This window comes from Synechococcus sp. J7-Johnson, assembly GCF_024345795.1.
Lineage (GTDB): Bacteria > Cyanobacteriota > Cyanobacteriia > PCC-6307 > Cyanobiaceae > Regnicoccus_A.
Window position 1 is genome coordinate 76735 of record NZ_JAGQBU010000002.1, and the last position, 13188, is coordinate 89922.

At 64.5% G+C, this 13188-nt stretch carries 15 protein-coding genes; 5 read left to right on the forward strand and 10 right to left on the reverse strand.

Features of this window, described 5'->3' with window-relative positions; all coding sequences use genetic code 11:
- Window positions 1-18: 18 nt before the first annotated feature.
- From KBY93_RS01655 to atpD, 4 genes are read right to left on the reverse strand one after another with little or no spacing between them, the layout of a single operon-like run.
- Entirely contained in the window at window positions 19-1161 is a 1143-nt protein-coding gene (locus KBY93_RS01655) for a rhomboid family intramembrane serine protease (RefSeq protein ID WP_255092502.1), read from the reverse strand.
- Entirely contained in the window at window positions 1158-1826 is a 669-nt protein-coding gene (locus KBY93_RS01660; protein ID WP_255092503.1) for a transaldolase family protein, read from the reverse strand. The genes KBY93_RS01655 and KBY93_RS01660 overlap by 4 nt, the downstream gene beginning before the upstream one ends.
- 16 nt (window positions 1827-1842) lie before the next feature.
- On the reverse strand, window positions 1843-2250 hold the full coding sequence (gene atpC, locus KBY93_RS01665; RefSeq protein ID WP_255092505.1) for an ATP synthase F1 subunit epsilon: 408 nt from the start codon (window positions 2248-2250) through the stop codon (window positions 1843-1845).
- A gap of 38 nt (window positions 2251-2288) precedes the next feature.
- Entirely contained in the window at window positions 2289-3767 is a 1479-nt protein-coding gene (gene atpD / locus KBY93_RS01670) for a F0F1 ATP synthase subunit beta (protein WP_255092507.1), read from the reverse strand.
- Between the two features lie 262 nt (window positions 3768-4029).
- Here atpD and groES point away from each other — a divergent pair, with 262 nt between their 5' ends.
- Window positions 4030-4341, forward strand: a complete 312-nt coding sequence (gene groES / locus KBY93_RS01675; RefSeq protein ID WP_094554734.1) for a co-chaperone GroES — start codon at window positions 4030-4032, stop codon at window positions 4339-4341.
- A gap of 94 nt (window positions 4342-4435) precedes the next feature.
- A complete protein-coding gene (gene groL, locus KBY93_RS01680) occupies window positions 4436-6070 on the forward strand; it encodes a chaperonin GroEL (RefSeq protein WP_094554733.1) in 1635 nt (544 codons plus the stop codon).
- Between the two features lie 114 nt (window positions 6071-6184).
- Here groL and msrB read toward each other — a convergent pair whose 3' ends face one another.
- The 3 genes from msrB to gpmI form a co-directional block, all read right to left on the reverse strand.
- Window positions 6185-6649, reverse strand: a complete 465-nt coding sequence (gene msrB / locus KBY93_RS01685; RefSeq protein WP_255092509.1) for a peptide-methionine (R)-S-oxide reductase MsrB — start codon at window positions 6647-6649, stop codon at window positions 6185-6187.
- Window positions 6650-6730: 81 nt separating this feature from the next.
- Window positions 6731-6961 (reverse strand): preprotein translocase subunit SecG, encoded by a 231-nt coding sequence (secG, locus tag KBY93_RS01690; RefSeq protein WP_255092510.1) that lies wholly within the window; start codon window positions 6959-6961, stop codon window positions 6731-6733.
- 21 nt (window positions 6962-6982) lie between these two features.
- Window positions 6983-8557 carry a 2,3-bisphosphoglycerate-independent phosphoglycerate mutase gene (gpmI, locus tag KBY93_RS01695; RefSeq protein ID WP_255092511.1) on the reverse strand — a complete coding sequence of 525 codons (1575 nt, stop codon included), beginning with the start codon at window positions 8555-8557 and terminating at the stop codon, window positions 6983-6985.
- A gap of 244 nt (window positions 8558-8801) precedes the next feature.
- Between gpmI and pyrR the strand changes: the two genes are divergently transcribed.
- On the forward strand, window positions 8802-9353 hold the full coding sequence (gene pyrR, locus KBY93_RS01700; RefSeq protein WP_255092512.1) for a bifunctional pyr operon transcriptional regulator/uracil phosphoribosyltransferase PyrR: 552 nt from the start codon (window positions 8802-8804) through the stop codon (window positions 9351-9353).
- A gap of 38 nt (window positions 9354-9391) precedes the next feature.
- Here the strand turns inward: pyrR and KBY93_RS01705 are convergent, their stop codons facing one another.
- The 3 genes from KBY93_RS01705 to KBY93_RS01715 all read right to left on the reverse strand — a co-directional run bounded on the left by KBY93_RS01705 (window position 9392) and on the right by KBY93_RS01715 (window position 12206).
- A complete protein-coding gene (locus KBY93_RS01705; RefSeq protein WP_094554728.1) occupies window positions 9392-9613 on the reverse strand; it encodes a ferredoxin-thioredoxin reductase variable chain in 222 nt (73 codons plus the stop codon).
- Between the two features lie 66 nt (window positions 9614-9679).
- Complete coding sequence (locus tag KBY93_RS01710; protein WP_255092513.1) at window positions 9680-10510, reverse strand: hypothetical protein; 831 nt, start codon at window positions 10508-10510, stop codon at window positions 9680-9682.
- A gap of 115 nt (window positions 10511-10625) precedes the next feature.
- The gene (locus KBY93_RS01715; protein ID WP_255092514.1) at window positions 10626-12206 is read right to left on the reverse strand and encodes an Hsp70 family protein; all 1581 of its coding nucleotides are present in this window, start codon (window positions 12204-12206) and stop codon (window positions 10626-10628) included.
- 53 nt (window positions 12207-12259) lie between these two features.
- Between KBY93_RS01715 and KBY93_RS01720 the strand changes: the two genes are divergently transcribed.
- Window positions 12260-12490 (forward strand): DNA-directed RNA polymerase subunit omega, encoded by a 231-nt coding sequence (locus tag KBY93_RS01720; protein ID WP_255092515.1) that lies wholly within the window; start codon window positions 12260-12262, stop codon window positions 12488-12490.
- A 4-nt stretch (window positions 12491-12494) separates the two neighbouring features.
- Window positions 12495-12872, forward strand: coding sequence for a DUF1818 family protein (locus tag KBY93_RS01725; RefSeq protein WP_255092516.1), 378 nt, complete (start codon window positions 12495-12497; stop codon window positions 12870-12872).
- The last annotated feature ends 316 nt before the right edge of the window (window positions 12873-13188 follow it).

Sequence of the window (13188 nt, forward strand, 5' to 3'; positions counted from 1 at the left end):
CGTTCCACAACAGCCCGCTCAGCCGCCGGCTCCCCTCGACTTCAGAGCAAGCTGTAACAGTGTGTCCAACCGGTTGACCACCGCCCAGGCCACCCCCAGCACCAGTCCCCACCACCACTGGCTGCTGAGCAAGCGATCAAGGGGACGACTGTCGTCGTCCTCGCTCTGGCGGGGCAGCTGCCAGCCCAGCTGCAGGGCGCCGTACACCAGCAGCAGCACCCAGGTTGGAATGTCGATCGGGCCCAGGCTGAAGTTCAGAGCACGCCAGTTGAGCAGGCTGGAGGCGGCAGCCAGGCCGATCAGGGCGCTCACCGCCCCGGCGGCTCCATCCCAGCGGCGCTCACTGGTGCGCCGCTCCGCCACCAGCAGCGCCAGGGTCATTGTCGCCAGGCTGGTGAGCACGTAACGCAGCACCACATCGGGCAGAGGTAGCGGTGAAGGAGACCGCAGGATCATCAGCAGCAGCGCCACATTCACCACCGCTTCGGGATGGCTGTGATGGATCCAGGGGGCGGTCATCCAGCGCCAGGCCTGGCGGGGCTCGGTGGCATCGGCCTGCTCAAGGGGCCACTCTCGCCGCGCCCGCTTCAGGGGGCCAAGGCTGAGGATCTGCAGCAGCGCCAGGCTGAGCGCCAGCATCAGCCAGCCCTGCCAGTTCCAGGACTTGAACAGCCAGCGGTCGAGTTCGCCGCTGAGCCAGCGCAGCACCAGGGCAGCACCTGCCGCCAGGGCCAGGCCCGGGCCCATGGCCTGCAGCGAGTGTCCTAGCCACCGCTTTTGCCCTTGAGACCGCTTGACAGCAGGTGTGTCTGGTGTTGTTGCCGGTGGGATGGTCTCAGGGCCTTGGGGCCGGGAGACCGCCACCCCCGTGGCTGCCTCCAGCAGATCAAGCAATTCCTCCAGCACAGCCGGGGCATATGTGCTCCCCAACTGCTGGGCCAGGAGCTGCACGGAGGTGCTGCGGCCTGCCCCACTTTCCTGGAGTGCCCTCAGCAGCAAGGGCTGGTCAGCCAGGTCGCGCACGGGCCCCTTGAGACGCTCCTCGGCCCCGAGCAGATCCACCAGCCTGTTGGCGATGGCCCTGCCATTGCTCAGCCCCGGGCTACGGGCCTCGTGCCAGGCCCGCAGCTGCAGGCCGAGCTCCCGTCCCTTGCCCCTCACCGCTCCACCAGGGTGGCGTCATCTTCAAATCTTGCCGCTGCGGCTTCGCTGGCCTCGCAGCTGAACAGCGCCGCCGCCAGCTTCGGGGAGAGGGTGAAGGTGGTCATCCCGGCCGCCGCCAGACGGCTGAGGTCGGCGGTGGTTCGCAGGCTGGCCACCAGCAGCCGCAGGCTCGAGCCACTGCGATCAACACACTGCTGCATCGTGATCAGTTCCTGGTGACTGTCCCGGCCCAGATCCTGGATGCGGCCCAGATAGGGAGCTATGTAGCGAGCGCCGAGAGCTGCGGCAACAAGCACTTGGGGTGCCTCGTAGCAGGCGGTGAAGGTGAGCGGAATCCCCTGGGCGATCACCTTCACCGCCGCCGCGGTGCCGGCCCTGGTGAGCGGAACCTTGATGGTGATCCGCCCTGGGGCCAGTTCAGCCAGGGCCAGGGCACAGTCCAACAGTGCCTGAGGCTCACGTCCCCAGGCCTGCAGGTGCAGCTCCTGGCAGCCGAGCTCGAGGGCACGTTGGCTGAGCGAGCGCAATGCAGCGATGTGGCACATCTGGCCGGCCTGCCGCAGAAGCGTGGGATTGGTGGTGATGCCATGGAAAAATCCGAATGGCATCCACTCATCCCAGGCGAGGGGATCAGCCGAGTCGAGGAAAAACCGCAGGCTCATGGTGAGCCCCGAGTCCTCAGTTGGCGCGGGTTGCTTGGAGCCTTGCCCGAGACCGCGCCAGCTTCTGCTGGGCCTTCACCTTTTCGGTGCTGGGAGGCTGACCTTCAAAGCCAGCTGCCAGCTGCTCGGCCATCTCCACCTCTTGCTCAGCCTTGCTGGGATCAATGCGCGAGCCGAGCTCGGCTCCGTTGACCAGAACGGTGACCTCATTGGCCTCCACTTCAGCAAACCCACCCATGAGGGCGATGCTGGTCCAGTCCTTGCCGGTTCTCAGCCGCATCACGCCCACATCAAGGGCCGTGAGCATGGAGACGTGACCGGTGAGGATGCCGACCTGGCCAGAGATACTGGGCAGGATCACCTCATCGGCAATGCCGTCGAAGACACTTTGGTCGGGAGCCAGAACACGCAGATTGAGAGTCATGGAGGTGAGTGCTCAGGAAGCGGATGGGATGTTGAAAATCAGCCCTTTTTGGCTTCTGAGGCAATCTTCTGAGCTTTGGCCTTTACCTGATCAATTGTGCCGACCAGGTAGAACGCCTGCTCGGGAAGATCATCGAGTTCGCCGGCGAGAATCATGTTAAAACCTTTGATGGTTTCTTCCAGCTTCACGTATTCGCCCGATTGGCCGGTGAAGATCTCAGCCACGAAGAAGGGCTGAGAGAGGAACTTCTCGATCTTGCGGGCCCGGTCCACTGTGCGGCGGTCGTCCTCGGAGAGTTCATCGAGGCCAAGAATGGCGATGATGTCCTGAAGCTCCTTGTAGCGCTGCAGGGTGCTCTGCACGGCGCGGGCGGTGCGGTAGTGCTCATCACCCACCACGGCGGGTTGCAGCATGGTGCTGGTGGAATCGAGGGGATCCACAGCTGGGTAGATGCCCTTTGATGCCAGGCCGCGGCTGAGCACGGTCGTGGCGTCGAGGTGGGCGAAGGTGGTGGCTGGAGCAGGGTCGGTGAGGTCGTCGGCTGGAACGTAGACCGCCTGGATCGAGGTGATCGAGCCTTCGAGGGTGGAGGTGATGCGCTCCTGCAGCTCACCCACGTCGGTGCCGAGGGTTGGTTGGTAGCCAACAGCAGAAGGCATGCGGCCCAGCAGAGCACTCACTTCGGAGCCGGCCTGCACGAAGCGGAAGATGTTGTCGATGAACAGCAACACGTCCTGCTTGTTCACGTCGCGGAAATGCTCAGCCATGGTGAGGGCTGAGAGGCCCACCCGCATGCGAGCTCCCGGGGGCTCGTTCATCTGCCCGTAGCAGAGCGCAACCTTCGATTTGCTCAGGTCCTCGGAGTTGATCACTCCGGACTCCTTGAATTCTTCATAGAGGTCGTTGCCTTCGCGGGTGCGCTCGCCCACCCCACCGAAGACCGACACACCACCGTGCTCCTTGGCGATGTTGTTGATAAGTTCCTGGATCAGCACGGTTTTGCCAACGCCGGCTCCACCGAACAAACCCACCTTCCCGCCTTGGCGGTAAGGTGCCAGCAGGTCAATAACCTTGATGCCGGTTTCGAACACCTTGGGCTTGGTCTCCAGCTCTGTGAGCTTGGGAGCCTCGCGGTGGATCGGTGAAGTCAGAGTGGTGGAGACAGGACCACGCTCGTCGACCGGTTCACCCAGCACGTTGAAGATGCGACCCAGGGTGGCTTCACCCACGGGCACGGAGATGGGTGAGCCGGTGTCCAGGGCTTCCATGCCGCGCACCAGGCCGTCGGTGGTGCTCATCGCAACGGCACGGACCCGGTGATCACCCAGAAGTTGCTGCACCTCAGCGGTCAGAGCCACGTCCTGTCCGGCTGAGTTCCTGCCTTCTATGCGCAGGGCATTGAAGATCCTGGGAAGCTTGCCTGCAGGAAATTCAACGTCCAGCACAGGACCGATCACCTGGCGGACAATGCCCTTGATGCCGGTGGAGGCGCCGGAGGTTGCGGATGCAGCAGCCATAAGTCGAGAAAGGATTCGCGCAGCGGGAACCTCCCGCCTTAAGCGGCGCAACCTTACCACTGCAGCTAACCGCTTTCCCCACGGGCCATGCAGCTTGAGGTCATACGGCAACGCAACCGCCGCCGGGGGTTCGGTGACCCGCACAGAGAGCGGATTGCCGCGCTGCAATGGATCCGCCTAGGTTGGCAATCGACGGGCACGAGTGCCAACTCCCCGTTGTCGTGGCGCCCCAGGCGTCACTCTGTCGCAATTGCATGGATTCATGGCTGCTGTTTCTCTGAGCGTTTCCACGGTTAAACCCCTTGGAGACCGTGTGTTCATCAAGGTGTCCGATTCGGACCAGACAACCGCTGGTGGCATCCTCCTGCCCGATACCGCCCAGGAAAAGCCCCAGGTGGGTGAGGTGGTGCAGGTCGGTCCCGGCAAGCGCAGCGACGACGGATCCCGCCAGGCTCCGGAAGTGAGCGTGGGCGACAAGGTCCTTTACAGCAAGTACGCCGGCACTGATATCAAGCTCGGCGGTAATGAGTTCGTTCTCCTTTCGGAGAAGGACATCCTCGCCATCGTCAACTAGTCATCTTTTTTGACTGGGAAAGTCAGGCCCTCGTTACTACGGAAGCCGTTCCCACGGCTCCATCCTCTACCTCTTTAAAAGAGATTAACTCTCCATGGCCAAACGCATTATTTACAACGAGAACGCCCGCAGGGCTCTCGAAAAAGGCATCGACATCCTGGCGGAAGCCGTGGCTGTCACCCTTGGCCCCAAGGGTCGCAACGTGGTGCTTGAGAAGAAATTCGGCGCTCCTCAGATCATCAACGACGGCGTCACGATCGCCAAGGAGATCGAACTCGAAGATCACATCGAGAACACCGGTGTCGCCCTGATCCGTCAGGCCGCTTCCAAGACCAACGATGCCGCCGGTGACGGCACCACCACCGCCACGGTCCTGGCCCACGCCATGGTCAAGGCGGGTCTGCGCAACGTGGCCGCCGGCGCCAATGCCATCACCCTCAAGAAGGGCATCGACAAGGCCTCCGACTTCCTCGTCAAGAAGATTGAGGAGCATGCCAAACCGATCTCCGATTCCAACGCGATTGCCCAGGTGGGCACCATCTCCGCCGGAAATGACGAAGAGGTTGGCCGCATGATCGCCGATGCGATGGACAAGGTCGGCAAAGAAGGCGTCATCTCCCTGGAAGAAGGGAAATCGATGACCACCGAGCTGGAGGTCACCGAAGGCATGCGTTTCGACAAGGGCTACATCTCGCCCTACTTCGCCACCGACACCGAGCGGATGGAAGCGGTGCTCGAAGAGCCCTACATCCTCCTTACCGACAAGAAGATCGGCTTGGTCCAGGACCTGGTGCCCGTACTTGAGCAGATCGCCCGCACCGGCAAGCCCCTGCTGATCATTGCTGAGGACATCGAGAAGGAAGCCCTTGCCACCCTGGTGGTGAACCGTCTGCGCGGTGTGCTCAACGTGGCCGCCGTCAAGGCTCCTGGCTTCGGTGACCGCCGCAAGGCCATGCTCGAAGACATCGCCGTTCTCACCAACGGTCAGCTGATCACCGAGGACGCTGGCCTGAAGCTGGAGAACACCAAGCTGGAGATGCTGGGCACCGCCCGCCGCATCACCATCAACAAGGACACCACCACCATCGTGGCCGAAGGGAACGAGGCGGCTGTGAAGGCCCGCTGCGAGCAGATCCGCAAGCAGATGGACGAAACCGACTCCTCCTACGACAAGGAGAAGCTGCAGGAGCGTCTGGCCAAGCTGAGCGGCGGTGTGGCCGTGGTCAAGGTGGGCGCTGCCACCGAGACCGAGATGAAGGACAAGAAGCTGCGCCTTGAAGACGCCATCAACGCCACCAAGGCGGCAGTTGAGGAAGGCATCGTTCCTGGCGGTGGCACCACCCTGGCCCACCTGGCCCCGGCCCTTGAAGAGTGGGCGGCTGCCAACCTCACCGGCGAGGAGCTGATCGGCGCCACCATCGTGGCTTCCGCTCTCACCGCTCCGCTGATGCGTATCGCCCAGAACGCCGGCGTCAACGGCGCCGTCGTGGCTGAGCACGTCAAGGGCATGCCCTTCAACGAGGGCTACAACGCCGCCACTGGCGAGTACGTCGACATGCTGGCTGCCGGCATCGTTGATCCCGCCAAGGTGACCCGCTCCGGTCTGCAGAACGCTGCCTCGATCGCTGGCATGGTGCTCACCACCGAGTGCATCGTGGCCGATCTGCCCGAGAAGAAGGAAGCAGCTCCCGCCGGCGGCGGCGGCATGGGCGGCGACTTCGACTACTGATCCTCTCCGGCGGAGCGTTCACACGCTCCGCCATCGGGATCGATTCTGCAGGAGGGTGGCAAGACCACCCTCCTTTTTTATTGTGATCATCTGCCCGGCCGAGGCGGGCATGCTTCAGCCGACCTTGAAGTCCAGGGCCACGCCGTTGTTGCAGTAGCGCTTACCAGTGGGCCGCGGACCGTCATTGAAGACGTGGCCCTGGTGGCCGCCGCAGCGGCTACAGTGGTATTCGGTACGGGGTACCAGCAGTTTGAAGTCGGTCTTGGTGGCGATGGCCGCGGGCAGAGGCTGCCAGAAACTTGGCCAGCCGGTGCCGCTCTCGAATTTCGCCGAGGAGCTGAACAGGGGCAGGCGGCAGCCGGCGCAGAGAAACGTTCCCTTTCGCTTCTCATTGTTTAGGGAGCTGCTGAAGGGACGTTCAGTCCCTTCGCGCCGCAGCACGTTGTAGGCGGCAGGGCTCAGGCGCTTGCGCCACTCACTGTCGCTGAGCTGCCACCTGGGATCGGCGGCCTCCGAGGCTGCCTCGGCTTTGTCACCCCCCCAGAGCGTGCTGAACAGGACAGCAAAGGAAGCGAGCATTCCTCGGCGTTTGATCGGATCCACAGGAGGACATTGAGGCGGAGGGAACGGGAGCTGGAAGCCTGGTCTGAAGAGGCAACCTCAGCGCAACCAGCCGGCACTGAGCACTATCGCCAAGCCGAGGAACAACCCAAGCAAGGTCCAGCTGATCCGGTTGAGGGTGTCTTCGGCGCTGCGGGCACTGCTGAACATCGAACCGCCGCTGCTGGCCAGGCCGCCCATTCCATCCCCCTTGGGACTGTGGAGCAGCACACTCACAATCAGCAGCACGCCGACGGCGAACCAGACCCAGGAGAGAACAGTTGTGATCATCCTGCCAACCTAACTAACTGCTCAGACCTGGAGGGCTTCTGCGAAGGAGGCTTTGGGGCTGGCCAGTCCCAGGGGTTCCACCAGGGAACTGCCCGTCATGCTCTCCGGCTGGGGCAGTCCCAGGATCTGTAGCAGGGTGGGAGCTATGTCGGCCAGACCACCACCCTGACGCAGCTGGGGCGCGGCCCCATGTCCCCCAATCCTGCGCTTTTCGCCCTCCACCAGGATCACCGGCACCGGGTTGGTGGTGTGAGCCGTCCAGGGGCGGCCATCCTCCCCTTCCATCAGCTCGGCATTGCCGTGGTCGGCGGTGATAAGTACGGTGCCGCCCAGCCGGTTGGTTGCTTCAACCAGGCGGCCGATGCAGTGGTCCACGGTGGTGATGGCCTGCTCGGTGGCGTCCATGCGGCCGGTGTGCCCAACCATGTCTGGGTTGGCGTAGTTGATCACCACCAGGGAATAAACCCTCTTGTTGAGGGCGGCGATGCAGTTGTCGGTTAGTTGGTCGGCTGACATGGCCGGCGCCTGGTCATAGGTGGCCACGCGTGGGGATGGCACGAGCTGGCGATCTTCGCCGGGAAAGGGTTGCTCTATACCGCCGTTGAGAAAGTACGTGACGTGGGGATACTTCTCGGTTTCGGCGGTGCGCAGCTGACGCAGACCGTGGGCTGAGACCACCTGGCCAAGCAGGCCGTCGAGGGATTCGGGTGGGAATGCCACCGCCACCGGCAGGCCCAGTTCGTACTGGGTGAAGGTGACCACATGCAGGGGACTGATGCGCTTGCGCTCGAATTCATCGAAGTCGTCGAGCACCAGTGAACGGATCAGCTGGCGCACCCGATCGGGCCTGAAATTGAAACAGATCAACCCATCGCCGGGCTTCAGGTGGCCAGGGGCGAGGCGCAGCGGTTCGAGGAATTCATCATTGATCCCTTCGCTGTAGGCCGCCTGGATGGCCTCCCGGAAGGAGAGCGGGCTGATCTCACCGGCTTCGCTCAGAAGGTGGTAAGCCTTCTCGGTGCGATCCCAGCGGTTGTCCCGATCCATGGCCCAGTAACGGCCGCAGATGGTGCTGATCCGCCCGACCCCGGCTGCCTCCACCTGGGCTTGGATGCACTCCAGGTAGGAAATGGCGTTCTGGGGAGGAGTGTCGCGCCCGTCGGTGATCACATGAATGCAGACGTCGCTGAGGCCCCGCGAGGCGGCCCATTGCAGCAGGCCTCCGAGGTGGCCGATGTGGCTGTGCACGCCGCCATCGGAGCCGAGCCCGAGCAGATGGAGGGTGCCGCCCTCACGCAGAAGCTGATCAGCAAGCTCGTTCAGGGAAGGGTTGGCGGCCAGGCTGCCATCGCGTACTGCCTTGCCGATCCGCACCAGCTCCTGACGGATGATCCGGCCGGAGCCAATCGTGAGGTGGCCAACTTCAGAGTTGCCCATCTGGCCGTCAGGCAGACCCACCTCTCCGCCGCTGGCCTGGATCAGGGTGTGGGGATAGGCCTCCCAGAGGGCATCCATCACTGGTGTGCTGGCCGACTGGATCGCGTTGTGACGTGCGTCTTCCCGAAAGCCCCAGCCATCAAGGATGGCCAGAACCACAGGGGCGATTTCGCCATCGCGATCAGGCCCCGAAGCTGACTCCCGGCCGGATGAAAGGTTTGGAGGTCTGAAGCTGGGAATTGCGCTCACCCTGACTTCCCGAATGGTCATTCAAGCGTCTTCCAAGGTCAAGTTACTCCCGCAGGTCGTTGAGCCCGACTCCGGTCTGGGGGCGTCAGCTTTTGGGAACATTCCCGCCTCCATACGATGGAATGACCAACTTCGGTTCCTCGTGAACACTCCCTTGGTGCCGTCATCCGATCAGCGGCGGGTTGAGATCCTCTCCGCCGACGACCTTGCCCGCACGGTGCGCCGCCTTGCTTCCCAGGTGCTCGAAGGAGTCGTGGACAGCCGCCAGTTGCTGCTGCTGGGCATCCCGACCCGTGGGGTGGCTCTGGCCCGGGTGCTGGCCCAGCAACTTCAGGAGCTCTGCGGTCACCCCATCCAGCAGGGCAGCCTCGATCCCACGTTCCACCGCGATGACCTGGAGCGGGTCGGCACCCGGCTGGTGGAAGCCACCCACCTGCCCTCCGACATCGAAGGTCGCCAGCTCGTGCTGGTGGATGACGTGATCTTCACCGGGCGCACGGTGCGGGCGGCCCTGGAGGCCCTGCACACCTGGGGACGTCCCGATCAGGTGCGACTGCTGGTGATGGTCAACCGTGGCCATCGGGAACTGCCGATTCAGCCCGATTTCTGTGGACGCCTTGTTCCAACAAGCAGGCAGGAGTCGATCCAGCTCTGTCTGCGCCAGACCGACGGAGAAGACGGAGTGTTCCTGATCCGTGCAGGTTGAGCTGGGTTCTCCAGCCCCGATGGTCTGGGCCTGGCCGTTCAGCCCGCCGTTTCAAGTTCGTCGGGGCGGAAGTGTGCCCGGAAACGTCCGAACGCCACGATCACCGGCAGGGTGGGACTGATCGGTTTGCCTTTCCAGTCGTCGAGCACCTGTTGCACTTCACCTTGCTGTCCCAGCAGATCGAAGGCCTTGCCGCGGTGCTCAGGGTGGGTGTAGACGACCACGCTCTGGCAGACCTTGACCTGTTCTCCAGGCTTCATGCGCGGGGACGCTGAGGGAGGCCCAATCCTGTCATGGCCCAAGGGATGGGGATGGCACTGCGGTCTTCAGCGGCGACAGGTGGTCTCCGGTCCCGACTCCACCACCCGTCCGCCCATCTCGGCGCAGGCCTTGGTGAAGGCGGTCCACTCGTCGACGCCTGTGGCCAGCTGGCGCTGGACGGCGGCATCGAGGTTGGCGATGGGCACGCTGTCGAGTGGCTGCTCACCGTGGCTGTGGTGCTCCTGTTCCTTGCTCCTGAGCCCGACGATCGCCTGATCCACCTGCTGCCGCAGGGGCGCCGTCGCGGTTGTCCACCAGGGGTGATCGATCCGATTGAGGGCGTCGAGAGCTTCCCACCAGCGTTTCTCACCTGCCAGTTTCACGGCCCGCTGCTGCTGCAGTTGGTTGCGTGCCCAGAACTCGCGCAGGCTGTCGCCGAGAGCGGAGCCGTCGGGCCGGTGGTGCTCTCCCATCGGCTTGAGCAGGGCGAGGGCCCCCTCCAGGTCCCCCTGCTGGAAGCGGGAGAGGGCCCGGTCCTTGAGGTCCTGCTGCCAGGCCAGCAACTGCTGCCGGTCGGCCTCGGTGCCCGCTGCTGAATTGGCCAGCAGCAGTTGCAGTTTGAGAGCCTCCTCGGGCTTCTGCTGCAGCCAGAGCTGTTCAGCTTTGGCCCGGCGGCAGCGGCCCTGCTCCGCCGGTGCGCGTCCGCTCAACCAGCGCAGAGAAGCCAGCTGATCGCTGTAGCGGATGCAGTCGTCGAATCGCCCCTCGTTCGCGGCTCTCTCCAGCCGGCGCGGCAACTGGGATTCCCACCACCAGGCACCTCCGACCCCAGCTGCCACCAGGCCAAGGGTGAGAGCCAGCCAGAAGCGCGGAAGCCTGTGGCGGCGAATGGCCAAGAGGGGAATTCAGATTTATATCCCAGTTCTATGGACAGAGGGGCCCGGCAAACAAGGTCAGGGGGCAGCCGCCGCGTCGTCCACTGCCGTGGGCCGGTGGCAGCGGCAGCACTGTTCAGCGCACCGGGCCGAGCACCCTGGCAGCCGTGATGGTTCCGCCGAGCAGATCTTCGCTTTCCAGCAGCAACTGCCCCTCGGCGTCGATGCTGAAGCGGAGCCGCAGCCGATCGATGCCGCAGGTCCCGGGCGGGTCGAGGGTCACAGGGAGCGGCTGCAGGCTCCATGGCTCTGTCCTGGCTTCGCCGGCAGGGCGCCGCCGCACCTGGGGAAGCCCGTCGATGAAGACCACCTCGCTGCGTTCCTCCTCGACCGGCTCACCGAGTACCAGCTCCAGGCTGCTCTGACCATCGCGGCTGCAGCTGAGCACCAGTTCCAGAGGCTGGTCGGTGGGCCAGCTCTGACCGGCGAGGAACAGGGGGTGCCAGCGATGTTCCCCGCCGCGCTGATCCCAGCAGCGCAGCGACACCCCCCGGGCCAGCACGTCCTTGAGCCGCACCCCCGGCGTGAGGGCGAGGGCCCCGAGGGCCACCGCCTCCACAGGCCGCTGGTTGCGCAGAGGGATGGAGCCACAGCGGTCCGCCAGCCATTGGCGGATGCTGGGCAGGCGGCTGGTACCCCCCACCGGAAGCACCGCATCGATCTGCTCTCGGTCAAGTCCTTTTGCCCGCGCCGCTGCCAGCACCCGCTCCAGCAGGTCGTCGAGCAACTCCAGCAGCCCCCGCTCGCGCAGCAGCCGATCAAGCTGTATCCGATCAAGGCGCAGGACGCGGCTTTCGGCCCCCGCTGAGCTCCAGATGCCTGTCACATCCTCGGCCTCGCTCAGGCCGCACTTGAGCCGCTCGCTGACCTCCAGCAGGCTGGGGTCCTCTCCCAGGTCCGGGGCGAGACTCATGGCGATCCAGCGGTCGATGTCGCGGCCACCGAGGGCGCAGCCGGCCTTGCCGATCACTTCCGCGCAGCGCAGGGCCTGGCGACCCCCATCGAGATCCCGGCCGCCGAAGCGCAGTAACTGGGCGATCGGTGCCGCTCGTCCTTCACCGCCCTGGAGGGCCACGAGCGAGAGATCGATCGTGCCGCCACCCAGATCCACCACCAGCACCCGGCTGCCTGCCGGCAGGCCCGCCCCGATGGCTGCCGCCGTGGGTTCGTCTACCAGGGCCACCTCTTCAACGGGAATCTGGCTGCTCAGCTGTTGCAGCCACTGGCGGTAGCCCCGATACCCCTCGATCGGGGCGGTCAGCACCAGTCGGGTGGGCAGCACCGAAGCAGGCAGGGCTTGCCACAGTCGGGTGATCAGCAGGCTGCCGGCCTGCTCCGGTGTGAGCGGTTCGCCGCTGGCTCCTGCCGCCGCCGCCGGGCCGGACTCGCCTGCGAGGGCACCGATCCTGCGTTTGAAGTCGCGGCAGAGGCCTTCGCCGCCACTGAATGCCAGGCCGGCATCAAGCACCTGGCGGCCGATCAGGGGCTGATCGCTCTGGGGGTTCGCGAGCCAGATCAGGCTGGGAACCACACAGAGATCGTTGCTGCTGAAGGGTGGAATGGCGAGCAGCTCCGGCGCTCCGCCCGAGCTGGGTTGAAAAGCCAGCACCGTGGTGCTGCTCCCCAGGTCGATCGCCAGGGTGCCGGTCACGGCCATGGATGGGGCCCAGGCGGCAGCTGAACTAGGGTGATGGAAATGGGTTTGATTCGATGTTTACCGGTCCGACTGTTCATCCCAAGGAACTGGCCCAGCGGGCTGAAAGTCTGATCGGTCAGTCGAGCAACCGTTACCTGACCACTGTTCGGATCGCTTTCCGCGCCAAGCAACGCCGCTTCGATGATTTCGATGGCTTGCTCGAAGATTCAATGGTGAAGCCAGTGCAGCGGGCGATCGTTGAGCTCAGCGACGAGCAGGACCAGCCCGACTTGCTGCCCGGCTGAGTCCTTGACTCCCAGCGGGTACAGCGCCGAAGCGGAGGGTTGGAGGCTGGTCTGGGATCCTTCCAAGGACCCGTTCCCTTTGCTGATCGGCGGAGCCGACTGGGCGGTGGAGCTCACCGCTGTAGAGGCCAGCAGCCTGCGCGCCGGCCTCCTCAGACTGCTGGAGCAACTCGGCGCCATCGCCGATCAGCTGATGAAAGAGGAATTGATCAGCCTTGAGCTCGAGCGCGACGGCTGGTGGCTGGGCCTTGATGGCAACCCGGGCCACTGGCACCTGCGCTGCATCCTCATCCCTTCTCCCGGGCTGAGGGGATGGGAGGGCGCCTGGGCGCCAGGTGCGGGCCTTGAGCTGGCGAAGGCGCTGGAGCCCTTGCCCCTGTGAGACAGAGCACGGGATTGGGGGGCGATCAGCACTGCTGATTGCCGGGCTCCTCCCCAGGCACGGTTGCGTCGGACCAGCCTTTTGCACAGGTTTTCCACAGGTTCAGGTTCTTCGCTCTTTGCGCTGGCTCAGGCCTGGGGAGAACTCGGCTTTGGCGGCCTCTCCCCTTGACAGGCTTCCAGTTCAGCTTCAAGCCCATAACTTGCCGAGGTCGCGGGCGTGCCTTGCCCCTGCGCGGCAGCCAGTCTCAGGGTTGGAAGGAGCTGCCGCCCCGCTAGGTCCCCGATTTGACGCGGCCCCGGCGCTGTGGAGAAGT